The organism is Granulicella sp. S156 (assembly GCF_009766105.1).
GTDB lineage: Bacteria > Acidobacteriota > Terriglobia > Terriglobales > Acidobacteriaceae > Granulicella.
In genome coordinates, this window is the sequence record NZ_LMUH01000013.1 from 366,558 (window position 1) to 391,750 (window position 25,193).

Sequence of the window (25,193 nt, forward strand, 5' to 3'; positions counted from 1 at the left end):
AAGGTTTCATGCCTTACATTGTCTTCATATTGAGGTATGAGGTAAGAGGTCGTACCTCAATATAAAGTATTTGTAATCAATATTTAATAGATTTAATTGACATATATGTATGGCATGATCTACTATTCGACCGATTTTGCAACTCATCTAGCTTTCATGTTGAAGCCGGTTATGTATTGGGGAGACATGTAGGTACAACCGGAAGAGGTGGGCATCGAACATTGTCCGCGGGTGTGCTCCCAATCACAGCTCGACTGTCCGCACGTGATGGGCTCAGATCGAAAGCGCACCGCGGACCGCAAGGCATGCGCAAACTATTGAAGGGTACTGTGTCCAGCTTGAGGGTTGTCCAAGCAGAGGGCCAAGTCATGATCCTTGCCAACCTCATCTGGCGTAACCCACAACCTCTTGATCTAAGTTTCAAAGGGAGATATATCGATGAATACTAATTGGTGGAGCACAACAATTGTTTCCGCGCTTACGGCTGCGCTTGCCTTGAATATGGGGATATTTCCGCCTGTAACCCACGCAAGCGAAGTGCAAAAAGGACGCCTGGTCATCTCCCAGTCGGAGTACTTGGACCGCGTCAACGCGATATGGATGGGCCAGATGATTGGCCAATTGACTGGCTTGCGTTTTGAACATAAGACGGCCTCCGTGCTTAGTCACACCCCTCTGGTTCATGGACGGGGATTCGCAGAAACCGACGATGATTATTACTACGAGATGGTGGCAATCCGAGCCTTCGAAAAGTACGGAATCAATCTCACGGTGGAGAAGCTAGGAGACCAGTGGCTCGAGAATAGCGCGGGCTCCTGGGGGTCCAGCGCGGAAGCACTTGGCTTGCTTAGGCAGGGAATGAAGGCCCCGGATACCGGAAACCCGCGCTACAACAAATTGTGGTGGACCATTGGGCCGGAGTTCAGCAGCGATGTCTATGGCACTCTTGCTCCGGGTATGCCCAATGTCGCAGCCGAGATGGCTCGTCGGTTGACTCATGTAAATGGCTATGCCGAGGGAACGGACGGCGCCGTATTCATCTCTGGCATGATCAGCCTGGGCTTTGTCGAGACAGATACCAAGACTATCATTCGCAAAGCCGCAAGCTTGATATCGCCTTTGTCTCCGTATCGTCAGTCTCTGGATATGGTGATTTCCATGGCCGACGCAGGAAAGTCGCCGGAAGAGATATCTCGTGTCATCAATGAGCGCTGGGGTATCGAATATCCGGCGACCAACAATGCAGTCGTGAACGGATCGATAGTAGCTATAAGCGTATGGTTCGGAAACGGCGATTTTGCAAAGACGGAAAACCTTGCGTTTACCATCGCCGATTATGCGGATACCGACTGCAACGCAGCGAATGCCGCGTCCGTCATCGGTGCGATGCATGGAATGGCCGCGATGCCAGCGGAGTTGGTGGCTTCTTTCAATGATCGGGTTCAGGGCGCTACCATGGGCGGCGTTGCCCTAACGCCGCCGGTTGACGAAAGCATCCGGGTCCTGGGAGATCGGACGGCAAAGATTGGGGAGAAGATTCTTCTCGCGCACGGAGCTAAACTCGAGGGCAATAACCTTGTCATTGCTATACAGCAACCCGTCACCCAGGCGCCCGAGTTGTTCAAACTGTCTGACTTTACCAAATGGTGGGGCCCGGAATGGTCTCTGGAACGAGCTGGATTTGGCGGAGGTACCGGGGGAATTAGAGGAATCCGCGGCGCCACTTTCTTAAACGGAGATATCCTGTCGGTCTTTCCCCGAGATGAGGTGCGCGGAGCGCTTCTGCGTCAGACAGTTAAACTAAGCGACAGCCCTTCACTCGATTTCGACGCGGGCGTCGACCCTGGCCGAACCTGGCACTTGCAGGTTTATGTCAACAACGACAGAGTCCTCGACAAATTGATAGAAGGTCCAGCGCCGACGCACCCAATGCGAGAGCCCCCAATCGTGATGCCGATGGGGGGGGCACCACCGGGGATACATATTGATGGGCCTCCGGATACGAAGACAATTGACGCAGCGCGCCACTGGGAGCACATCCATCTGGATCTGAGCGCGTATAAGAAACAGTCGGTCGTCATCCGGCTTTATGACCTCATTCTGGTACCAGGTCACGAAGCAGGAAATTCGTACTGGAAAAAGCCTCAACTTCAATAGATGTCATCCCGAAAAGGGATGACATGCACTATGTGATCGGCGGCATGATAGTCTATGCCGCCGATCACTGATTAGCAGTCCGCTCTAGGATGCACGAGCTTCCCCGGGTGGCTCAAGGAGCAATTTCGTGGCCGCACCCAATGAATTTGAAGTTCGGCATGCAGAGGCAGCGGAAATCTTTTTTGACGCACTGAAGGCATGCGACATCGCATCTTCCTTCGATCGACGCATCCGATTTGAGGGAGATGTATTGCATCGTCTGGCGGCTGATGGCACCAGTTCGTCGACGATAGATATGAATAATTTCAAACAGATCTTTGTCGTGGCTCTGGGCAAGGCGGCGGGGCCGATGCTAGACGCGTTGTTGGATCGTATGAAGCGACGAACGGGGCTTGGTGGAATCTATTGTTCGAACCAACCTCCGAAAGGCGAATATAGCGAGATCCAGTTTTTTGAGGGTGGCCACCCGGTCCCGAATGAGGCCTCGTTTGCCGCGGCACGTGCGGCCCTAACACTCCTGAAAACAGCACAGAAAGACACGTTGATCTTCTTTCTAATTTCGGGAGGTGGATCTGCGATGTTCGAACTGCCACTAGACTCGCAGATCACGCTAGAGGAGACAATTACGTTTTATCAAGTTCTGCTCGGTTCGGGTGCTCCAATCAACGAGATGAACACCCTGCGAAAACACTTCTCCGCCGTTAAAGGTGGACGGTTGGCGCTGGCTGCACGGGAAGCCACCAAGGTTAATCTACTGTTGCCTGATGTACCTCTGCAGTCGCTAGACGCGCTATCTTCTGGCCCAACATTCCCCAATAGGTCGACTTTGGTGGAGGTGCGCGAGTTGATGGATCGGTATGCTTTGGTCCCCAAACTTCCCGAATCAGTGCGCAGGTTTTTTGATAGGCGAGACCCTGTGGCTGGGCTTTCCCAGAATGAGGGTTTCTTATCATGCTCTCTGAGCAATGAGGGGGAAGAACTCACGCGACCTCCGGAGCCAAGCCCTTCTTTAAGCGATAGCGATGAAGTGTTGCGGGATTCGTGGTTCGAGATACTGCTTTCGAGCCATGACTTGTTAGAAAATGCCCGCGCAATCGCTGAGAAGGCCGGCTATTACGTGGTTGTGGACAACACCTGCGACGATTGGGATTATGCAGAAGCGGCTCGCTACTTACTGGATCGCTTTCATGCGCTACGTGGAAGGTACCCACGATTTTGCTTGATCTCAGTGGGAGAAGTTACGGTGACCCTGAAGGAGAGGCCCGGCTTCGGCGGGCGAAATCAGCAGTTTGTGTTGCAGTGTGCTCTAGAACTGGATCGACATCAAGGACAGCGGCTTATTGTTCTGAGCGCGGGCTCGGACGGAATAGACGGGAACACTCAGGCGGCAGGAGCAATCGCGGACGTGACGACGGTTGCACGTGCGCACGCGCTAGGTTATGACGCTGAAGCATCACTGGCGGCATTCGACGCCAGCCCGCTCTTCGCTGCGCTAGGTGATTTGGTTGTTACGAAATCCACTGAACAGAACCTGAGGGATCTCCGGCTTTTGATCGGCGAATTCTGAGTCCATATCAAGATTGTTGTTACGGATCTTCAAACTCTTCAATCATTGTCGATATTTCGCATGCGTCTTATTGGTGTGAGGTATGAGGTAATACCACTATGTTATAGTGTTGAAAATAAACATTTTGATAGTGATGTTTTGACACTAATACATTGTATTGATTAGTATTCACGAATTGTAGGACACCCGGAAACTTCCAACCGGATTTTTGCGCCGCTCAGAGCTCCTAACGCGCCGAGACCCAATGGGCGAAGTGTTCGTTTGAGGAGCCGCCCGAAATTGGATGAGTTTTCGGTGTCTATGAAGTGTAAGACCAGAAAGGTCGGTACCTGTGACGGACAAATCCGCAATTTGGATAGGAAGCGACCACGGTGGTTTTGAACTGAAATCGCAAATTGCCGAACATCTCGAGAAGAAGGGAATTGCGGTTCACGACGTTGGCTGCCACTCGGAGGAGATCGTCCGCTATCCCTATTATGCTGCACAGGTCGCCGAAGCCATTGTGAAGAAAGAAGCGAGCCGAGGAATCCTGATTTGTTCAACCGGAATCGGGATGAGCATCATCGCTAATAAGTACAAAGGAATTCGGGCGTCACTCTGCACAAGTGTGCATATGGGCAAGATGACCCGAGCGCATAACGATTCGAACTTGCTTTGTCTTGGCGGAAAAATTACTGGGGTGCCAGAGGCATTGGAAATTCTCGATGCGTGGCTCGCGACACCTTTTGAGGGCGGCCGCCATGAGATTTCGCTCGGTCTAATCGGCGAGGCCGAGAGGGCAATCTCGAATTGCGGAATGTGGGAGCCGGTGGATCCGATGAGCGATCCCGAGAAACAGACATGAAAAGAAAGGTCCTCCGAATAAGCCACTCTTTTCTACTCCATTTTGATTCCGGCGCATAGCGCGGAATAACAGAGCGTCGAAATGCTCTCACGCCTTCGGCAATAGCTTCCTATGGTGTCAGCTGATCTCACGGCTCTAAAGACCGAACATAGGTACAGAAAGCAGTCCTCGATCCATCGATAACAGGAGTCAGTGACGATCCAGATCATGAGCAACGAGAAAGTCGCAACAGGAGATTGGCAATGAAAATTGGGTTAGCTGTTTCAACGAAAGACGCGCTCCCAAGTGCATATGTTGTATACCGCGACGACCTCGGCAGCTGTATCGATCGCTGCGCTGAACTGGGATACGACGGGGTTGAGCTTGCGTTACGTGACGCGTCACAGGTGGATGTGCAACGAATAAAGCAGCGACTGGCGGCGACTGGCCTCGAAATTCCTTGCATTTCAACCGGTCAGGTTTTCGCAGCAGATCACCTTTATTTCACACATCCTGATGGAGCGGTTCGAACTCGTGCCATCGAACGAATCATTGACATGATCCGTCTTGCGTCAGAGTTCAATGCGAAGGTGAACATAGGTCGAGTCCGCGGTACGATTCACTCCGAAGACACCCTCGACGCGGCCAGCCGACGTTATATCGACTGTGTCTGCCAGTGCGCTTATATCGCCGAACCACTTGGTGTGGAGTTACTTGTGGAACCCGTGAATCGATATGAAGTGAACTTCATCAACAATTGCGCTCAAGGCATTGAGCTTATCCGCGAATCAGGTCTGCGATGCGTGCGGTTGATGCCTGACACCTTTCACATGAACATCGAAGATGCATCGTTTCGCGATGCGTTCCTGGCAGCTCGCGACTTCATAAGCTATGTTCACGTAGCCGATTCAAATCGTCTTGCACCAGGATGGGGACACGTTCCGCTCGACGAAATCTTTCAGATCCTCGGCGAGATTGGCTACAACGATTGGATAACGGCTGAAATATTACCTGAACCCAATCCAGACGCGGCCGCACGGCAGGCGATTAAATTTCTGCGTTCCCGATTTTCCCGAGACGTTATCCCTCTGGCCACTACCGTCGCCTAAAGAATTCGAACCCCGCCAAGCCGAAATGCGCCTGCAAAGCCTCTCAACCCCGTATCTACTTAGAGAAACCCAGTGATATCGAAACGCATTCCGAACCTACGTTGGTGGATCGCCGGGTTACTCGCTACTGCGAGCGCGCTAGCCTATGTGGACCGGCAGACTCTGCCCGTGGTCATCGGAGAGATTCAAAAGACCATACCCATCACAGATCAACAATACGGCAACTTGCAGTTTATGTTCCTCCTTGCGTATGGGGTGATGTACATCGTTGGCGGCAAGCTCACGGACATGTTAGGAGCGCGTTGGGGGTATTTCGTCATCATCGTATGGTGGTCGGCGGCCAATCTTATGCAAGGAGCAGTCTCGAGCGTATTTGGCTTGGGAATTGGACTCTTCTTGCTGGGGCTCGGCGAAGGCGGGGCCTTTCCTGCGGCGGCCAAAGCTATCGCTGAGTGGTTTTCGGCGAAAGAAAGATCATTGGCCTTTGGGATCTTCAATGCGGGATCCGGTTTCGGCGCCACGATCGCGCCGCCTTTGATTGCGGTGATTGTGCTGCGGTTAAATTGGCGCTGGGTATTTTTCATCACCGGTGCAACGGGGTTCGCCTGGGCGGTCTGTTGGCTCGGACTGTACTATCCTCCAGCGCTGCATAAAAGACTTACAGATCCCGAACGAGACTTTCTAGCTGAGGCCATTCCCGCAAAGATGGTTGGGAGCCCCTCCTTGTCTTGGACTGACCTCCTTCGTTTGCGGCAAGTCTGGGGCCTAGTAGCAGCCAGATTCTGCTCCGACTCGGCATGGTTTTTCCTGATCTTTTGGTTGCCCAAATATCTGGCCGACGTACGCCATCTAAATATCAAGTCAATCGGATATTTCGCTTGGATTCCTTACGCCCTAGCTAGTTTAGGCAGCTTGCTGGGAGGGTGGTTATCGAGCTACCTCGTCAAGCGCCGGCTCTCCGTTGATGCCTCGCGAAAAATATGTCTGGGCATTAGCGCTGCCTGCATGCCCCTGTCACTTTTGATCACTGTATCGCCATTGTCCGTCACAATTGTCTTCTTCAGTCTGGCGATGCTTGGCCATCAGTGTTGGTCCACGATCATGCAGACCCTTACGGCGGACATGTTCCCTTCATCCAGTGTCGGCTCTGTTGCGGGTTTGATTGGTGCTGCAGGAGCTTTCGGCGGGATGCTGTTCAATATCTTCGCAGGCGCGCTGCTCACTGCATATCACAGTTACACCATCGTCTTTGCCATCACGGGTTTATTGCACCCACTAGGATTCATCATCATTCTGCTGGTTGTGCGCAAGATCACACCCGTTATCAACCCCAAGATTTACGAAACGAAGGGAATTCCAATTTAAGACTATGGCCGTTGACGACAAAGATAAATGGAAGAACCGAAATGAGGATGACATGAATGGATACACATCTGAGCCATCGAGGAAACTGTACGCGTACGGAACAAGGCACACTCCCGAAATGATCCGAGACTTGTCCCTGCGTGCTTATGAGTATCGAACTCATGTCCTCCGCATGGTCTACGAGCGCAAGAGCGGTCACATTGGCGGAGCGTTTTCGATTGCGGAGATTCTGACGGCTCTCTACTTCCACCAACTGCGATTGGACCCTGAAAGGCCAGGGTGGGATGACCGCGACCGACTAGTGTTTTCAAAAGGCCACGCGTGCGCGATGCTTTATACGGTTCTTGCCCACCGCGGGTACTTCCCAGTAGCTGAACTGAGTACATTTCGCGCATTGAACAGCCGTCTGCAGGGTCACCCGGAACCAGCGAAAACTCCTGGAGTGGAGGTTGCTGCCGGGCCTCTGGGCCACGGCGTTGCCATAGGGGCCGGAATGGCGCTGGCCGCCCGCATAGCGGGGTCTCGCCGCAAGACCTATGTCGTTTTGGGCGATGGCGAACTCAACTCTGGGGTGATTTGGGAAGGCCTAATGGTGGGAGCCAAGTTCGGCTTGGACAACCTCACAGTCATCGTCGACTATAACGGCGTTCAGCAAACCGGAATGACGAAAGATGTAATGCCGACCGAACCGATTACTGATAAGTGGGCTGCTTTCAACTGGCACGTAATCGAGATTCACGGGCACAATATGGCCGCAATTTTGGACGCTCTCGATCTCGCGGATGAGATTCACGGACGACCGGTAGTAATTATTGCCCGCACCACTAAAGGCAAGGGAGTCAGTTTTATGGAGCACCTGCCACAGTGGCATGGGGGGATTCCGAGTGAGCAGCAATTCGAACAAGCGTTAGTCGAGTTGCGAGAAGGAGTTGAGCAATGGCAAGCCTGATTAGAAACCCATTTGGCCAGCCCATCATGATGCGTAGGGCCTACGGCGATGCCTTGGTGGCACTGGGACACGCTCGCAAGGATGTGGTCGTGTTGAGTGCCGACGTTAGCAGTTCGGACTACAGCAACATGTTTGAGCAGAGTTTCCCTGATCGTTTCTTCAACGTTGGGATCGCTGAGCCGGCACTTGTAGATGCTGCGGTTGGATTAGCGAACAGTGGGTTAGTTCCCATCGTGAATACCTTTGCTTTCCTAATCGCGACGCGAGCTTTGGAGATGGTACGGACTCACCTATGTTATGGCCAAGCCAACGTCAAACTAGCAGGAGCATACGCTGGGCTGTCTGACTCCTTCGACGGGCCTACGCATCACTCCATCACGGATATCGCTATCTTTCGTAGCCTCCCGCGAATGACTATCGTCGTGCCTGCTGACTCGTTATCTGTGACGAAGCTATTGCCGCAGATAGCAGCATGGGAAGGGCCGGTCTACCTCCGGTTATGTCGCAACGAAGTGCCGCAGATCCACACGGATGATTGTGACCCGCAGATAGGCAAGGGGATCACGTTGGTCGATGGCGATGACGCCACAATTATCGCGTGCGGTGTGCTGGTAGCTCGATCACTTCAGGCGGCCGAAGTACTACGCCACGAGGGAATTAGCACGCGTGTCGTAGACATGCACACAATCAAGCCGCTTGATGTTGAGTTGGTCGAATCCTGTGCGCGTGAAACGGGTGCGATCGTCACTGCGGAAGAGCACACTATTGTCGGCGGTCTCGGGGGTGCCATCGCAGAATGCCTTGCAGACGTTTGCCCCGTTCCGGTGGAGAGAGTGGGCCTTGATGACACATTTGCCGAATGTGGACCCTATCTTGATCTCTTGGATAAATATGGGATGAGCGTAGAAGCGATCGTTGGCGCGGTTCGCCGCATCCTCAATAGAAAGTCAGCAAGCAGGAAACTTGAGAACCATTCGGAGGCGACCCAAAATGCCTAAATTTGCAGCCAATCTTTCGATGATGTTCAACGAGGTGCCGTTTCTTGAGCGGTTCGCCGCCGCGGCCAATGCGGGATTTACAGGTGTCGAATATCTGTTCCCCTATGAGTTTCCTACAGAACTCATAGCGGCGGAACTCAAGACAAATGCTTTGGAAAACATACTGTTCAACCTGCCTCCGGGAGACTGGGCGTCAGGAGAGCGCGGTACAACCTGTCTGCCGGGTCGTGAAGAAGAATTTCGTGCTGGGGTAGCGACCGCAATTGAATACGCGAAAACCTTGAACACTCCGAGGCTTCACGCCATGGCGGGTGTTGTGCCGCAAGGGATCAATCCAACGGACGCTAAGGCCGCGTATGTCGCCAATCTCAAGTTCGCTGCAACTGAACTTGCGAAGCATAACTTAACCCTTTTGATTGAAGCTATTAATACACGCGATATTCCGGGTTTCTTTCTTAACACGCAAGCCCAGGCGTTTGACATTCTTCAGGAAGTAAACGCCGAGAACCTGATGCTGCAGATGGATCTCTACCATATGCAGATCATGGAAGGCGACTTGGCTATCAAGCTCAGCAAGTATGCCGCACGATGCGGCCATGTACAGGTGGCTGGGGTGCCTAAGCGTAACGAGCCGAACACCGGTGAGGTTCACTATCCGTTTCTCTATGACCATCTAGATGCGATCGGTTATAGCGGCTGGATTGGATGCGAGTATCGTCCGGCGGCCAATACGACCGACGGTTTGAGCTGGTTCAACGAGATGCCGACCCTCAAAAGACAGAAGTAACAACGACCTAAGGAGAACAACGCTATGGCTGAAATCAGATTTATTGGTTTAGGCATTATGGGTGGTCCGATGTGCCGGAACCTGTTGAAGGCTGGACACAAAGTGGTCGTCTACAACCGTTCTCCCGGCGCCATCGATCGCCTCGTTGAACTCGGAGCTGCACGTGGCGAATCCTCACGCGATGTCGCCGAGAGATCAAGCATAGTCATCACGATGATGCCTGATGGACCTGAGGTAGAAGAGGTCATTCTCGGTACTTGTGGCGTCCTTGAAGGAGCAAAGCCCGGCTCGACGGTAATTGATATGAGCTCGGTCAATCCGCTTATTTCACAAAAAATAGGTGCGAGTTGTGCGGCTAAGAAAGTCCGATTCCTAGATGCCCCGGTCAGTGGCGGAGAACCGAAAGCTGTTGATGGAACACTCGCAATCATGGTTGGAGGCGAAGCATCTGTATTCAAGGAAGTGGAGCCGGTACTGCTAGCCATGGGATCTAGCGTTACGCTCACAGGACCTATTGGCGCTGGGAACTTCGCCAAGCTGGCCAATCAGATCATTGTGGCTTGTAATATCGCCGCCATGGGGGAAGCATTCGTGCTGGCTACACGAGCGGGATTAGATCCCAATATTGTCCTCGACGCCATCAAAGGCGGCTTGGCAGGGAGTACCGTTCTCAATGCCAAAGCTCCTATGGTGATCAGCCGCAACTTTAAACCAGGATTTCGAATTCGGTTGCATCAAAAGGATCTTCGAAACGCCTTGCAAGCTGCCGAGTCGATGAAGGTCAGTCTGCCACTTACCAGCGCAATACAGCAGATTTTGATTGCGCTCATGAACCAAGGGAAGGGTGATTTAGATCATTCCGCGATTGTCACATTTGTCGAAGAGATGGCGGACATTCAAATTACACAACCGGCGGTTGGATAGCGTAAGAGGCGCCATCTCAGCATGGTCTGCCGATAGACGACGATAATGGTTAGTTTTGCCAATGGAATCTCCAATCGTAGATGAGTGTGCATATTTCAAATCCGAGCGAGAAAAAGCACTCGGAGCCTGTGCATATCTTCCCAAAATGCGAATGCGTCTCAAATCTGGCGGAGATCGATCTGAAGGCAATCACAACCGGAATCGTCTCGTGTCCCAACTGCGATTGATCCGGGCCGATTGAAATCTGGGTGACGGACGGCGAAGATTTATTTTGACCCAATGGATATTTGCCACAAAAATGCCACAAAGCCACAGCACACCATGTGGGCGTGGGTTGGTACGTGGGGAACCCAACCTGGCTTAGCTTTTTTCGGCCCATTCTCAACCGTCCCTCAGATCGCTGTGCCTGTCTCTTTGTAATGATTTGAACTTGCGAATAGATCTCAAGTTTGAATCGGATACTTGGATGACGCGTGAGCTCCTGAACCACCTTTATGTTCTCTTCATTTGCGAAGTTACCGATGACCTCCTCGGAACTCATGGGATGTCGTCAGAATGGCGCATCCATGAGTCCAGTCATGATTAGGTGATTTGTCGATCGGAAAAGCGGACAGCTAGTGGTGAGGCAAAGTCATAAAAGGTTCCTCCAGATCTGAAGCTTCGTAAGGCTCAGCGGCATTCAAAATGTGAGACGTCCGCCGAGCTGAATGATTCGCGAAAAACCTAGCTGAGAAGTAACAGCGCCCGCCGTTGCATTGCTTGCTGCGGGAGTGTAGGACGCCGATGTGAGGCTGCTGCTACTAAACGTGAGGATATTCCCGGGCTGACCGAACTCCGGGGTATTGAAGACATTGAGGGCCTCGGCGCGGAACTGGAAGTTCACCCTTTCCGTTACCTTGAAGTCTTTGTTGATCGAAAGGTCCGAGTTATTAAATCCCGGCCCATAGCAACTCAGCGTACGCGGAGCATTGCCATACGTGTAAGGAAGCGCAGGGGAGAACGCATTCAGATTAAAATATGGTTTGTTGAGGCCAGGCGATCCCCCGAGACGGCTCTGTGGTCTGCCTGAGTAGCAGGGATTCGCTCCGGGAAGTAGGTTGGGACGCTGATTTGTTCCACCGACCCCTGTTGTTCCGAATGCTCCGGCACTGAGATTCGTCTGCACAACAGGCAGCGGACCACCGTTCTCCACGATCGTCTCATCGTTGATCTGCCATCCCCCAATGAGTCCATTCACAAACCGATTCGCGCCGCCGAAGACCTTCTTCCCGCGTCCGATCGGCAGATCGTAGGAAGCGGCCAGGGTAAAGCGGTTAGGCATGTCGTTGGTCGCACGAGAGTATTCCGCGTTTGTGTTGTAGTTGTCTTGCGGTCCAGGAGAGCTTGAACTCGGATTCGGATTGAGCGTGTTGAGTCCAGCAACGGGCGAGCCATACAGATTGTCCCAGTTCGAAGACCAAGTGTAAGCGGCCAGTACGGTCAACCCTCTGCGAAAACTCTTCTGGATCTTTACATCCAGCGCGTTGTATTGGCTTCGTCCAATACTCTCGGTTACCGTCACAGCCTGAAACTGGGGAAATGGCAGTAAGGTTTGGCCTTTTGCCACTGTCGGCTGCGCGATGATGCCGAAGGGAGTTGAGGGGTAGCCTCCAACGGTCTTCGCATAGTAGGGATTGGTGACCTTCGCCGACAGGTTCGTCGTTCCGCCCGCATACGAAGCCAGCACGTTATCCGGGATCTGGTTAATGTTCACCGGGTCCGGAAAGTTGCGGGAGTGGGCTCCGACATAACCGATCTTGAGAGCGATGCCGCTCGGAAGTTGTTGTTCCACATCCAGCGAATACTGCTCCACAAACGGATAGCGCAAGCCGAAACTTGAAACTGCTACAGAGCCTCCGACGCCAGTCAACGGCCCAAGTGAGGTTCCCGTGGGCGCCAGGAGTTGTGCGTTGAACGGGTTGGAAAGATAGGCATTCGCCCCTACCGCAACCGGCCCCGTGGCGTTGCCGGGAGCATAGCTTGTGGTCTGCGTGAAGCCGGTAGACGCAGGCGTGAGTCCTACCGCCGCGTAGAAGACACCGAAGCCGGCACGAACGACAGTGCCCGGTTGAACTTCGTAACTCACCCCGGCGCGAGGCGAGAACTTCGTGTGGCTAAGGTCCCCTGAGTGCTTCGAATAGCCATCTAGTCCCGCAAAGGCAAGAGCGCCATGGGTCGCGATATCTCCGTTGGCTCCGGGAAAGGAGTATGCGACATTTGGGTCGAAGCCAACGGTGTATCGATTGTTGGATTCGCTCTGCCCTTGTTCGTATTCGTAGCGCAGTCCCAGGTTAGCGGTCAGTTTCTCCCCCAGGCGAACATCGTCCTGAACATAGGCTGCATGATAGTGCTGATTCATGTTGAGTCCTACCGCATTGATCTGAACACTGGCGGTTGATGGAAGGCCAAGTAACAGGTCGGCAATTGCATTCGGTCCATTGCCACTACTAGGCGCTCCGCCACTCTGGGTCGTGTATTGCCCATCGAAGGTAAACGAGCCATTTCCGTTCGTCTCCGGGGAGGAGAAAGATGTGAGGCTGCGAAACACGTATCCGGTCTTGATGTTGTGTTTGCCTATCGTCTTGGTCAACCCTACGATCAAATTGCGTGATGTCTGAATAGTCGGTCCGGTGTTGGCTGCGCCAAGCGATGCTGCCTGTGTTACGTTCGCCAGGGTGATAGTCGGAAACGTCTTCGACTGCAGCTGATCTACATATCCAGCAGGAAAGCCTGTGCCGCCAAATCCGTTCGTCTGATTGAAGCCATTGCTATATTGCGGGTCCGTTGAATAATAGCGGTTGAATCCATAGCCCACGGTCAGAAGTGTGGTCGGATTGAGAGTAACTATATTGTTCACGGCCGTCGCATCGATATATCGAGTCAACACCCCTTGACTTGCGGCAACGGTTTGTAAAATGCTCCCGTTTGGCTCCTGCGTTGCAAGATGAACATAAGAAGCCGCAGCGGACCACCACGGGGCGAAAGCATGGTCGAGCTTTCCGACATACTCGTCGCCGCGCGTCTTGTAGTCATCAGATCCAAAGTAGTTCGCATGGCTACCGTCGTAGGCCTGGCTCGTGGTTGGAAGCGGAAATGAGTTCACGATCGCCTGCCCGATGGGATTGATGTAATTAGCGGGAATCACGTTGGGCTTGGAAACACCATTGATTGTTCCAGAGAGAACCGCGGTCCGATTACCATTCACAAAGGGCTGGGTTGGATCATAAAGCGGTAAACCGATATCTGCGCTGAAGTCGCCGGCCCGTTCCGCAACCGTCGGAACATAGTACTGGGTAGTTGTGCTCACGAAGGGTTGAGCCTGCCGATAACCTTCTTCCGTTACCCAGAAGAAGGTGTTCTTCAGATAGCGATTCTTGTTGCTGAATGGCAGTGGGCCGCCAAAGGCGCCAGCGTATTGGTACGTCGTGAAATTGGGCCTCGGAGCTGGCGGAGATTGAGAGACTCCCGAACTATTCGTGTATTGGTTGTGATTATTGAACCAGGTATTGGCTGCCCAATCAGTCTGCCGGGTGAGGCCAAATAGCACACCGTGATATGTGTCTGTACCAGACTTCAACGATGTATTGAAAACTCCTCCGCCAGTTCGACCCATTTCGGCGTCATACGTGTTCGCCTGCACCTTCACATTGGATACAGCCTCAATGGAAGGAACAAATGTAACGCCTCCAGTTGATGTCGAGATTGGAATTCCATCGACGACATAACTATTTGCGCCGATCGGAGCTCCGGACACCGATACGGAAGCCGTGCCGTTTTGATCTTCGAAACGCACGAAACGGGGATCACCTACCGGCGTCACATTGTTGTCCAGCTTGTCGAGGATGAATGGATTGCGTCCCAGGTTTGGCAGATCCTGGACCTGCTGCTCGGAGAAAAGCTGCCCTCCGGAAGCGGTCGCAGTGTCGATCAGAGGCTCTGCAGCCGAAACATTCACCGTCTCACCTACCGTACCCACCTCAAGCTTCTCGTCAATCGTCGCTGTCGCACCGAGCTCGATGACGACATCCTTTCTCTCAGTCTTTTTGAAGCCCGAAGTCGAGATTGCGATTGTGTACGTCCCGGGATCTACCGCAGTAAAGAAGTAGGCCCCTGACGCGTTCGAACGAGTAGAACGGTCGAGATGAGTTTCCGAGTTGATTAGCGAGATGATGGCATCAGAGACTACAGCTCCTTGAGCATCCGTCACACGTCCTCGCACACTCCCATAGTTTGTCTGAGCATGTACAGATAGAGTACTAGCCATAAATAGTGTCAAGATGCTGGAGCGTACAGCAATATAGATACCTGGTTTCCAATGAACAGCTTTTAGCATGTTTTCTCCAACGTCTTCCGATTGCAATGCTGTTTGCGCCAAAGAGAGACATCTCGTCCCCAAACGGGCGGTTCCCGGTATGAAGGCACGCAGTGTTTCTCGGTCCGTTCGTTGGCCGGTAAGATAACGACTCAACACGTGTCTACAGAGCAGGCCCACTATGCGGGGCAAGCGGGCCACAGAGATATGGGAATCAAACGAGTAGCTTGTGGATCAAGCCATCAACGACACACATGCCCTGTCCCACCAGTGAGGAGATTGGAAGCTGGGACAACAATAACGGCCTTGTACGAATATTCGGCGCATCTCAACCAATCACATAGCACGATGATCATCTCGCCCGATATCAGGAGAGAAACGTGGACTCAGCTAACGAGTGAATTATTTAGGAGTGGAGAGTGATAACCCTGAACACTGTTGAGCCTGAATCAGGCCGCCAGTATCCGGATGTGGCTCAGCGTCAACTGCTCTCCGGAGACGGAAGAGCAACAACGACAAGTAAAGAATGGTTGAGGAGCCATGTATGGAAAGATATCTGGTGGCGGGCTTAAGGTCAAGATCAGAATGACTAACATTAGTCTCCAGCGTGACGCGATGGGCGATCTCTCCAATGCCAACTTTAGTTATCCAAGGTGGAGAAACTGCGTTACAACATGCGATCGATATAAAGAGTGCTCTGTAGATGATCGATTTCGTGCATTAAAAATGCGGGTATACCTTTTCGAAAGGTCAATGCCCTGAGTCTCTCCTCGATTGACGCCCCTTCGGCTGATAGATAGCATCTACACATGGTTACAGTTCATAACTCCCGCGATTGTTGTCGTTTGTATTCTGTGGCGGGCGGAGCGTGGATACATTTCATCCGGAGTCATTGACTTCAGTCGACTTGCATAGCGATCTTCAAATCCCGCTCAGGCTTGGTGCCGGGTGGGTTTTCTTTTTAACCTGAACCCGATGAGGTGAGCTTCCTCATCTTGCCGCTTGCAGTGTTCTTGTGTTTTTCTGAATCGCGCTCTGGAGGGTTCATGCAGCGTTTCTCTTTCTTCGCCCTGGCAGTTTTGCTCGTCGGGTCCACGGTAGCTGGAGCCCAGCTTCCTACGCACGCCTCGAACGAGCAGATCTTACGCGCGATTCATCAAGCGAACGACCTACTTAACGTGAGCGAGCAGGCGTGGGTGGATAAGGCTTATTGCTACAACTGCCATCACGAGGCGATCAAGTTCCGGCTGGATCGCCTGGCAACGGAGCATGGCATTGCGGTCGACCGTGCCGCGGCGAACACGAATCTGCGGAAGACGCTTGGCCTGAAGAGTATCGAGGCGATCGGAAGCCTGGACTATGCAGTGCAAGGTACCTATTTCGTCGATGCGCCGATCGTGGATGGTATCCAGCTGACCTCGCTTCATGATCTCGGTGTGCCGGGAAACTTATATCTGGCTGCATACGCGAAGCGAGTGGAGCGCTTACAGACACCCGCAGGCTACTGGGTAACTTCGGATCGGCGGCCTCCTGAGTCTGAGAGCTATTTCAGCGCCACCGCCTATGCAATTGAGGCAATTCGCGACTACTTGCCGACGCGGATCGCAGTGGAAAAACGAAAGGTCATAGGGCGGGCGAAGCAGTGGTTGCTTACGGCAGCCCCGCGCGGGACCGAGGATGAGAGTATGCAGCTATTCGGCCTAAAGTCCTCGGATGCTTCGCAGAAGGAGATTGAGCCGATTGCAAGGCGGCTGATCAAAGAGCAGAGAGAGGACGGCGGATGGGCACAGATTCCAACGCGTGACAGCGACGCGTATGCCACAGGGCAAGCACTGGTCGCTCTGAATGAGTCCAGGGCTTTGAACGTAAAGGACCCCGTATACCGGCATGGGGTTGAATATCTCCTTAAGACGCAGGCTAAAGACGGTTCATGGCATGTAAAGACACGGCTGGTCGCTCCGGTTGAGTTGAGTCCGCCTCCCTTTGATTTCAAGTTTCCTTATGACGACGACTATGTAATCTCTGTTTTCGGTACGGAGTGGGCCACTCAGGCGCTCTTGTTGACCCAGCCGAAGGTGAATGTGACAGTGCCACTCTACACGGCATCGGACGACAGTGGGCTCTTTCCTACTGGCCCTCAACCGGACAACACATGGATTGAGTCGGCACTCTTCGGTACCACGCAGGAGTTGAAGACACTGCTCGACAAGGGACTAAGCGCAAATGCCACGACACCGGGAGGAACTCCTCTACTGCAATTGGTGGCGACCGATGCTGGGAAGACGAAGTTGGTTCTGGAGCGCGGCGCGGCGGTGAACACCCGAACAAAGAATGGCTTTACAGCACTGACCGTGGCGGCGAACTATCGCGGGACAACTGAGGTCGTGCGAACACTTCTCGATCATGGTGCTACGGTTGCTCGTGGGACGACTGACACAAGTGTTCCTTCGCCGCTATTCCTTGCTGCGGGCACCGGTGAGATCGAGAAGGCGCAGTTGCTGATCGCCCATGGCGATGGAGTCAACGAGAAATGGACGCGCCGGGGTGGAAGTTACTCCCCTTTGATCAATGCGATCGACATGGGCGATGCGCCGATGGTGCAGTTTCTAATCGACTCAGGCGCAGATATACGCGAGCGTGATCTGCGCGGACTGACTCCGCTGTCACGGGCAGTCCTCTCGAACTACAAGGATGTCGTGGCAATCCTGATTGCCAAGGGAGCAGACGTGAACGCTCCTGATGGAATCGGACTTACACCTCTGCATTATGCTTCGATGGTGGACTATGGAGAGACGGCGATTGTGCAGCAGTTACTCGCTGCCGGTGCGAAGCGCGACGTTAAAGATCCGGAGGGACATACTCCGGTACAGCTCGCGGAGAAGTTTCACTACGTGAAGTTAGCATCCGCTCTACGGTGAGATTGGCGGAACGCCTTTTTACATTCGCTGAGCGAAGTGCTGTGGTCTATCGGGCGCTCATTGCCCAATATCCATATCAGTCAACTTTCCGTTGTGTCCCTGACTTGAGCAAATTATTCAACTGCTGGGCATCTATGCCTGACAACAACGAGGACAAAGCATATGCCTGACGACGCAAGATCTTTTCCCCAACTCGATCATCGGGAGATCTCGGTTCCAACACCGCCTCCGGCCGTGTTGCTCGAGAACCTCACGAAACGTTACCAGCAAGGCTCCAATTGGTCGAATGCGCTCTCTGGCATTAGCCTGAGCGTATCGAAAGGTACGATTCAGGGCATTATCGGCTTCAGCGGCGCAGGCAAAACCACACTACTGCGGTGCATCAGCCGTCTGGAGCTTCCTGATGAAGGAAGAGTACTGATTGATGGAGCTGACTTGGCCAATATGAACGGGACGCAGCTACGATCTGCCCGGCGCCGGCTCGGCGTGGTCTTCCAACAGCTTCATCTGTTTCGTTCGCGTACCGTGGCACGGAATATCGCTCTGCCTCTGGAACTTGCTGGATCGAGTCCAGAGGCAATCGACGAACGAGTGACGGAGTTGCTCGCCTGGTTTGGTCTGCAGACAAAAGCGGACGACTACCCATCGCAGCTTTCCGGCGGACAACAGCAACGAGTCGCCATCGCCCGCGCTTTGGCGACGAAGCCGGCAGTCCTCCTAAGCGATGAGCCCACCTCTGCGCTCGATCCGGAGACGACTGCATCTGTGCTGGAACTTCTGCGCCGGGTCCGCGATGAACTTGGAGTAACGATCCTTCTTATTACGCACGAACTCAGCGCTGTCCGAGCAATCTGTGACCGCGTCGCTGTGCTCGACCAGGGCGCTATCGTCGAGGAGGGGCCTGTCGAAGAGGTGTTGCTGCGTCCTGCTAGCAGGACGACACAGCGCCTGTTGGGACGCAACTTGGGTGTCGAACATCTGGCTGAATATCTGGGCGGAAAGACAGCACACCAGGACTCGATCTTCCTGGAATTGCAGTTTCTAGGCCAGAGTGCTACGAGCCATGTCCTTTCGACCCTGGTTCGCACCATCGATGTCACCGTGAACATTCTGCGCGCCGATATTGGAGCACTGAACCGGTCAACCTATGGTTTGCTCGTTGTCGAACTCAGTGGTGCGACGGGAACGCTGGAACAGAGCATAGGATTTCTCGAAGCGCATGGAGCTGTCGTGACACAAATTGATCCCTGGTCTGAAGCAGAAACAAATGGGAGGCCGGAGTGAAAGAGCTACTGCAACTGCTTTGGGAGCCTACCTTGCAGACCATTGCGATGGTCGCAGTATCTGCGTTGATCAGTGGAGTAGGTGGGACCGTACTTGGCGTTTTGTTGGTCGTCACGGAGCAAAGCGGTGTGTTGCCAGCGCCGTGGTTGAACCGCTTCCTGAACACACTCACAAACATCGGCCGCAGCATCCCCTTCATCATTTTGATGGTCGCCATTATCCCTTTCACTCGTTGGGTCGTGGGGACATCGATTGGAACGACGGCGGCGATGGTGCCGCTGGTGGTTGGAGCCATCCCTTATGTCGGACGGCTGGTGGAAGGTGCGCTTCGCGAGGTGAACCGCGGCGCGATTGAAGCGATCCTCACGATGGGTGCTACCCCGTGGCAGGTCATCCGCAAAGCATATCTGCCAGAGGCAGTTCCCGCGCTAATTCGAGCTTTCACCGTAGTCACGATCACTCTGGTCAGCTACTCGGCGATGGCTGGTACGGTGGGTGGCGGAGGCCTGGGTGATCTGGCTATTCGCTATGGCTACCAGGGATTTCGTCTCGACATCATGGTGGTAACAGTCATTGTGCTGATCATGATGATCCAGGGGATTCAGTTTTCAGGCGATATCCTCGCGCGGCACTTCGAACGCACCGGGAAAGCTGGCGCAATAGGAGCACTGCAGCGGCAACGCTGGTGGAAGATACCTCCTCGATATCTTCCTGTAGTGCGTTGGGGGACTCTCGGTATCCTTCTAGTTGGAATACTTGCGACTGTTCTTCATGTGCACTCGGCGGTACTCCACAAGCCTCTGCGCGTCGGCGTAAATCCTATTCCACACGGAGAGATTCTCCAGGCGGTGATGCCGATTTTGGAGAGGGAAGGGATCCACGTGCAGATCATCTATTTCAGTGACTATATCCAGCCAAATCTGGCATTGGCCTCAGGGGATATCGATGCGAACCTCTTTCAACATGTCCCTTTTATGGACCGCTTCAACCGGGACCACGGTACGAATATCATCGCGGTGGCCAAAATCCATATCGAACCACTCGGACTCTATCCTGGGCGCATAAAGACGCTCAGCGCATTGCCTGATGGTGCAATCATTGCGATTCCAAATGACCCGGTCAATTTGGGGCGAGGGCTACTTCTGCTGCAGTCCGCAGGATTGATTAAGCTGCGCACTGGAACCAATACGAACACAACGCTTGAGGATGTCTCTCAGAACCCAAAGCATCTGAAGATCAGCGAGCTCGAGGCGGCACAGTTGCCGCGTTCGCTTCGCGATGTCGACGCCGCTGTGATCAATACGAACTATGCTTTGGCAGCAAAGTTGAATCCGCTCAAGGATGCGATCTTCCTGGAAAACTCTGCATCTCCCTATGCCAATGTACTGTCCACTGTGCCCGGAAAAGCAACCGATCCCCGCATCCTTGCTTTGGTGAAGGCATTACAGAGCCCTATCGCTCGGCAATTCATTCAACAAAAGTATCAGGGCGCAGTCCTCCCGGCATTCTAGGCAACTATAGGATGAGAGGTGAATAAGTGAACACTTTCGGGATATAAGGTTTCAGCTGTCGCTTCGACGCAAGACCTGGCTATTGATTGACAACTTATTAGTGCGGTAGTAAGTTTCGATTATGCGATTTATTCCCAGAACATATTGTTGTTCGTCCTGCATCTCCGCTGGGGAACGGGAAAATCGTGTTCAACCGACTCGTATGTGATCGCATAGATCCATATCGTGGTTGACAGACCCGCCCAGTGACTCTTCCGGAGCGGGTTTTCTGTTTAAGTCGACCTCAAAATCTCATCGCCTTTCGCAAGGGATACGAGGATCTATCCCGCACTTCGAGAACGGTCTTCGGGTAATTCCCGGCCAGCCTGGGCATTTCGTGTTCCAAGTTTTCGCTAAGCGGCATATGCGTTCTTAAGGATGAGCTTTCCGTCCCCAAGAACTAGTTTGCTGTCGCGAGTTTGCAAATGTGGAAGCACACAGGAGTCACAGCCGAGCCGTCAAGAGCAGTAGTTCACGATCATCCACCAGAAAGGAATTCATCCAGTGAGAATAATTTCGCGAAGTATAGGTCTCGCCCTCATTCTTGCAGCCTTCGGTTCATCCGGAGCCGTTGCTCAATCTAGCGATACGCAGCTGCCCATCGACGGACGCTGGGATGCCAGCCTCATCAATAATGGGCCGGCGGTCCCGTTTCGGCTCGACATCGCAGGATCGGGACCAACGCTTAGAGGTACTTTCTACGATGGTTTCAAGCCCTATGAGGAAACGACCAATGCGTCGTACCAGGACGGCATACTTACGCTAAAAGCCGAGCACTATCTCACGACCATCACCGCGACCCTGAAGAACGGAGAGCTTGCCGGTGACGTGGTCTTACAGGGCCCAGGATTTCACATCAACTATGGTTTTGAAGCGACTCGTCATGCGGACTCGACGGTAAAACTTGAAAATGTGCCTTCCATTGCGGGAGTGTGGGAGCTTCCACTTGCGTCTACAAGTTCGAAAGGAGAGAAATCTTTCCATCTCATCGTGAGGCAAAATGGAGCAGATGCCGAAGCATCGATCCTTCGCATTGATGGGGATACCGGAGCCTACAGCGGTACCTACAAAGACGGCAAATGGATTCTGAGTCACTTTGATGGATCGCGCCCTGGCGTGATTGAAGTTTCCGCTAAGAAAGATGGAACACTGGAAGTAGTCCAACATAACGAGGCTCTCAAGAGAGCTATCGAAGGAGACAGCCCTGAGACAAAAACCGCGAGTGCGAGTGCCGGTCAGTATGACGCAGCGCCGAGTGCGGCTGTCACCGGTGATAGGCTTATTGCCTATCGCCCGGAAGTGGCTCGCGCCAAAGGCTTTCCTGAACCCGACAACTTCGATACCCACACAACCATCCGCAATGCGAATGAGAAGTTCGCCTTCAGCTTTCCCGATGCCAGCGGCAAGCTAGTCTCCAGCGATGATCCGCGCTTCAAGGGCAAAGTGGTTCTTGCGATCGTGACCGGCACCTGGTGCCCTAACTGCCACGATGAAGCACGCTTCCTCGTTCAACTCGACAAGAAGTACCGTGACAAAGGTCTGGCAATCGTAGCTCTCGACTTCGAAGAACCCGAGGAGCAGGGCAATCTTACCCGCGAGCGTGCCTTTGTGAAGGAATATGGCGTCAAATACACCTACTTGATCGCAGGAGCCCCTTCCGAAATGTGGGAGAAGGTTCCTCAAGCGGTCAATCTGAATACTTGGCCGGCAACCATCTTCGTGGGACGGGATGGTCTCGCTAAGGGAATCCACTCCGGCTTTGCCTCTCAGGCCAGCGGCGAATTCAATAGTCAACTACAAGAGGAGTTCACGGCCAAGATCGAAAAGCTTCTCGCAGAAAACGCGACGAGCCAGAGTGCATCTGCTGCAGTGTCGCCTTTGAAGCCCTAGTAGTACCGCTGGTCTAGCAGCGCAGTATAGGAGGGATGCTCGGTCGAGCCCGGCCAGCGAGCATCCCTCTTTGTTTGGTTTGAATCGCGTCGAGAGCATTGGCACGTGCCGCCTTCAACTCAGCCCAATTTGCGAGCCAATGATTGCCCTTGACCACGACTCGCCGCGGTCTGCCCGGCCTCTTTTATTCCGTTTTTGCCGCTGATCAACTGATACAAAAGAGGCAGGGCAGACCGCTCGATCCAACTGGCAATTTCCATTCGACAAGAAAGAGGACATGTTTGTGAACACTGTGCATCGAATTGCATCCTTTTTGCTGGCCATTCTTCTGTGTGGCACTTTCGCAAATTCAGCCGTTGGGCAGGCTTCGCCATCTTCGCATTCCACGTATGATCCGCGCGTCACATTTGCTCCGTTGGCGCTGCCCGACCCAGCCACTCAGTATCGCTCCGTCTCCGGCGCGCCGGGCGCATCTTATTGGCAGAACGCGGCCGATTACGTGATGCACGCTACGCTCGACCCCGTCGCCAAAGTTCTTACCAACGACGAAGTCATCACCTATACCAACAACTCATCTGACTCCCTCGACAGCCTCTGGATTTACCTTGAACAGAACATCTATCGAAGGGATTCCCGCTCTAACAATCTCGGCAATACCGGCTTCGCTCGTCCACCCCGTGCCGGCCAGACCGGCCCTCCACCGCCTGCTCGCGGAGATAACCATACCGAAGGTATAGTGTTCGACTCCGTCGAGGTTGGCGTTGTTGCCGCAACAACTCGCTGGTCCAAGGCCGACTACATCGTTGACGACACCCGTATGCAGGTACGGCTTGGCACGCCCTTGAAGCCACACGGCGCACAGTTACGCATTCACATCAAATATCACTACGCGATTCCTGGCATTTGGGGAGGACGCACATCCTGGGGAGCAGCAGAGCATGGCGAGATCTATGACATTGCTCAGTGGTATCCCCGTATGTGCGTCTACGATGACCTTCACGGGTGGGACACGCTCCCCTACATTGGCGCGGAATTCTATCTCGAATATGGCCACTTCGACTACTACGTCACCGTTCCCTGGAACTTCATCCTCGCCGGTTCCGGCGAGCTCGTAAATCCGGCCGAAGTTCTCACCAAAACCCAGATAGATCGTCTCGAGCAGGCTCGCCACTCCGATAAGACGGTCTATATCCGCACCCCGGAAGAGACAACCGATCCCGGTAGCCGTCCTAAACAGAGCGGCACACTTACCTGGCACTTCCAGATGGATCACACTCGCGACGTAGTCTTCACCGCTTCGCCCACGTTCGTATGGGATGCCGCGCGAATCAACCTCCCGGCTAAAACCGATGTAGGTGATGATCCGCCCAACTCGCTCCCCGTCGGCAAAATTCCCCTCGCGATGTCCGTCTATCCCGTCGAGAGCGTTGGCCAGGAAGGCTGGTCTCGTTCCACTGAATATGTCAAGGATTCTGTAGAAGAGTTTTCCCGTCGCTGGTATCCCTATCCTTGGCCTGCAGCCATCAACGTGGCGGGCTTTTCTACCGGCATGGAGTATCCCGGCATCGTCTTCGATGGAATACACGACCAGAGCAAGATCCTCTTTTGGATTACCGCTCATGAGATCGGACATGACTGGTTCCCAATGATTGTTGGTTCCAACGAACGCCGCTGGGCCTTCATGGACGAAGGCTTCAATACGTTCATTGATATCTTTGAGTCCGACGACTTCGAACACGGTGTCTACGGCCCCAAGCGCGATAGCGAATACTCCGCGGGTGGAGAACCGTCAGACACGATCCTCAAAGTTTTAGACAATCCCGACGCGCCCAACATTCTCACTCGCGCCGACGGCTTCACCGGGGCTCTCGGTCACCCAGTTCAATATTTCAAAGGGGCCTATGGAAATGTGCTGCTCCGCGAGCAGATTCTCGGCCCTCAGCGTTTTGATTACGCCTTCCGTCGCTATATTCGGGAGTGGGCTTACAAACATCCTTCTCCTTCCGATTTCTTCCGCACCATGGAGAACGAAGGCGGTGAAGACCTCAGCTATTTCTGGCGTGGATGGTATATGCACAACTGGACCCTCGACTTGGCCGTTGAGTCCGCCAAGTATGTCAATGACAATCCAAAGGAAGGTATCGCTGTCGTAGTCTCGAATCTACGGCCGCTGGTTCTTCCTGCCACGCTTCAGGTTGCCTATAAAGATGGCACTACAGCTCGTATCCGTATCCCAGCGGAAGCGTGGCTTTCCAAAGGCACCGGCACCTTTATCTTCAAAGAGGGAAAGCCCGTGGACAACATCACCGTCGATCCGGATCATCTCCTCCCGGATGATGACCGCAGCAACAATGTACTTAAAATGCCATAGCAGCCGCGAGGCATTGGCAGGCATGCGGACAAGAAGAAGCGGCGAATTTACATGCGCCGCTTCTTCTTGTCTTCATGCAGGTCGTTTCCTCAGCAAACACGGCAATTGATTGCAGAATCAGGACAATTGCGCTATCGTCGAGCAAACGCG

Annotated in this window: 15 protein-coding genes; 14 read left to right on the forward strand and 1 reads right to left on the reverse strand. The window is 53.5% G+C overall.

The window, feature by feature from the left end; translation table 11 throughout:
* Positions 1-438: 438 nt before the first annotated feature.
* From GSQ91_RS11460 to garR, 9 genes are all read left to right on the forward strand, one after another.
* Positions 439-2,157, forward strand: a complete 1,719-nt coding sequence (locus GSQ91_RS11460; RefSeq protein WP_158821679.1) for an ADP-ribosylglycohydrolase family protein — start codon at positions 439-441, stop codon at positions 2,155-2,157.
* A 127-nt stretch (positions 2,158-2,284) separates the two neighbouring features.
* On the forward strand, positions 2,285-3,724 hold the full coding sequence (locus tag GSQ91_RS11465; protein WP_158821680.1) for a glycerate kinase: 1,440 nt from the start codon (positions 2,285-2,287) through the stop codon (positions 3,722-3,724).
* 331 nt (positions 3,725-4,055) lie between these two features.
* A complete protein-coding gene (gene rpiB / locus GSQ91_RS11470; RefSeq protein ID WP_254064513.1) occupies positions 4,056-4,568 on the forward strand; it encodes a ribose 5-phosphate isomerase B in 513 nt (170 codons plus the stop codon).
* Positions 4,569-4,810: 242 nt separating this feature from the next.
* Positions 4,811-5,656, forward strand: a complete 846-nt coding sequence (locus GSQ91_RS11475; protein ID WP_158821681.1) for a sugar phosphate isomerase/epimerase family protein — start codon at positions 4,811-4,813, stop codon at positions 5,654-5,656.
* 72 nt (positions 5,657-5,728) lie between these two features.
* Positions 5,729-7,021 (forward strand): MFS transporter, encoded by a 1,293-nt coding sequence (locus tag GSQ91_RS11480; protein ID WP_216845186.1) that lies wholly within the window; start codon positions 5,729-5,731, stop codon positions 7,019-7,021.
* A gap of 130 nt (positions 7,022-7,151) precedes the next feature.
* On the forward strand, positions 7,152-7,970 hold the full coding sequence (locus GSQ91_RS11485; RefSeq protein WP_216845188.1) for a transketolase: 819 nt from the start codon (positions 7,152-7,154) through the stop codon (positions 7,968-7,970).
* Entirely contained in the window at positions 7,958-8,968 is a 1,011-nt protein-coding gene (locus GSQ91_RS11490) for a transketolase family protein (RefSeq protein ID WP_158821683.1), read from the forward strand. The genes GSQ91_RS11485 and GSQ91_RS11490 overlap by 13 nt, the downstream gene beginning before the upstream one ends.
* The gene (gene otnI, locus GSQ91_RS11495) at positions 8,961-9,755 is read left to right on the forward strand and encodes a 2-oxo-tetronate isomerase (RefSeq protein ID WP_158821684.1); all 795 of its coding nucleotides are present in this window, start codon (positions 8,961-8,963) and stop codon (positions 9,753-9,755) included. The genes GSQ91_RS11490 and otnI overlap by 8 nt, the downstream gene beginning before the upstream one ends.
* 24 nt (positions 9,756-9,779) lie before the next feature.
* Entirely contained in the window at positions 9,780-10,679 is a 900-nt protein-coding gene (gene garR, locus GSQ91_RS11500; RefSeq protein ID WP_158821685.1) for a 2-hydroxy-3-oxopropionate reductase, read from the forward strand.
* Between the two features lie 679 nt (positions 10,680-11,358).
* Here garR and GSQ91_RS11505 read toward each other — a convergent pair.
* Positions 11,359-14,982: a TonB-dependent receptor gene (locus GSQ91_RS11505; RefSeq protein WP_254064514.1), complete on the reverse strand. Its 3,624-nt coding sequence runs from the start codon at positions 14,980-14,982 to the stop codon at positions 11,359-11,361.
* 1,094 nt (positions 14,983-16,076) lie between these two features.
* On the opposite strand from GSQ91_RS11505, the gene GSQ91_RS11510 reads away from it, so the two are divergent.
* The 5 genes from GSQ91_RS11510 (at position 16,077) to GSQ91_RS11530 (ending at position 25,043) form a co-directional block, all read left to right on the forward strand.
* Entirely contained in the window at positions 16,077-17,948 is a 1,872-nt protein-coding gene (locus tag GSQ91_RS11510) for an ankyrin repeat domain-containing protein (RefSeq protein WP_158821686.1), read from the forward strand.
* Positions 17,949-18,110: 162 nt separating this feature from the next.
* Positions 18,111-19,232, forward strand: coding sequence for a methionine ABC transporter ATP-binding protein (locus tag GSQ91_RS11515; protein WP_158821687.1), 1,122 nt, complete (start codon positions 18,111-18,113; stop codon positions 19,230-19,232).
* Positions 19,229-20,743 carry a MetQ/NlpA family ABC transporter substrate-binding protein gene (locus GSQ91_RS11520; protein WP_158821688.1) on the forward strand — a complete coding sequence of 505 codons (1,515 nt, stop codon included), beginning with the start codon at positions 19,229-19,231 and terminating at the stop codon, positions 20,741-20,743. Before GSQ91_RS11515 ends, GSQ91_RS11520 begins: the two co-directional genes overlap by 4 nt.
* A gap of 543 nt (positions 20,744-21,286) precedes the next feature.
* Positions 21,287-22,672 carry a TlpA disulfide reductase family protein gene (locus tag GSQ91_RS11525; protein ID WP_158821689.1) on the forward strand — a complete coding sequence of 462 codons (1,386 nt, stop codon included), beginning with the start codon at positions 21,287-21,289 and terminating at the stop codon, positions 22,670-22,672.
* Positions 22,673-22,949: 277 nt separating this feature from the next.
* Positions 22,950-25,043 (forward strand): M1 family metallopeptidase, encoded by a 2,094-nt coding sequence (locus tag GSQ91_RS11530; RefSeq protein WP_158821690.1) that lies wholly within the window; start codon positions 22,950-22,952, stop codon positions 25,041-25,043.
* Positions 25,044-25,193: the final 150 nt, after the last annotated feature.

Coding starts and splice junctions, on each gene's coding strand:
- GSQ91_RS11460 (WP_158821679.1), top strand. CDS start 439: ATGAATACTAATTGGTGGAGCACAACAATTGTTTCCGCGCTTACGGCT.
- GSQ91_RS11475 (WP_158821681.1), top strand. CDS start 4,811: ATGAAAATTGGGTTAGCTGTTTCAACGAAAGACGCGCTCCCAAGTGCA.
- GSQ91_RS11490 (WP_158821683.1), top strand. CDS start 7,958: ATGGCAAGCCTGATTAGAAACCCATTTGGCCAGCCCATCATGATGCGT.
- otnI (WP_158821684.1), top strand. CDS start 8,961: ATGCCTAAATTTGCAGCCAATCTTTCGATGATGTTCAACGAGGTGCCG.
- garR (WP_158821685.1), top strand. CDS start 9,780: ATGGCTGAAATCAGATTTATTGGTTTAGGCATTATGGGTGGTCCGATG.
- GSQ91_RS11505 (WP_254064514.1), bottom strand. CDS start 14,982: ATGGCTAGTACTCTATCTGTACATGCTCAGACAAACTATGGGAGTGTG.
- GSQ91_RS11510 (WP_158821686.1), top strand. CDS start 16,077: ATGCAGCGTTTCTCTTTCTTCGCCCTGGCAGTTTTGCTCGTCGGGTCC.
- GSQ91_RS11515 (WP_158821687.1), top strand. CDS start 18,111: ATGCCTGACGACGCAAGATCTTTTCCCCAACTCGATCATCGGGAGATC.
- GSQ91_RS11530 (WP_158821690.1), top strand. CDS start 22,950: ATGTTTGTGAACACTGTGCATCGAATTGCATCCTTTTTGCTGGCCATT.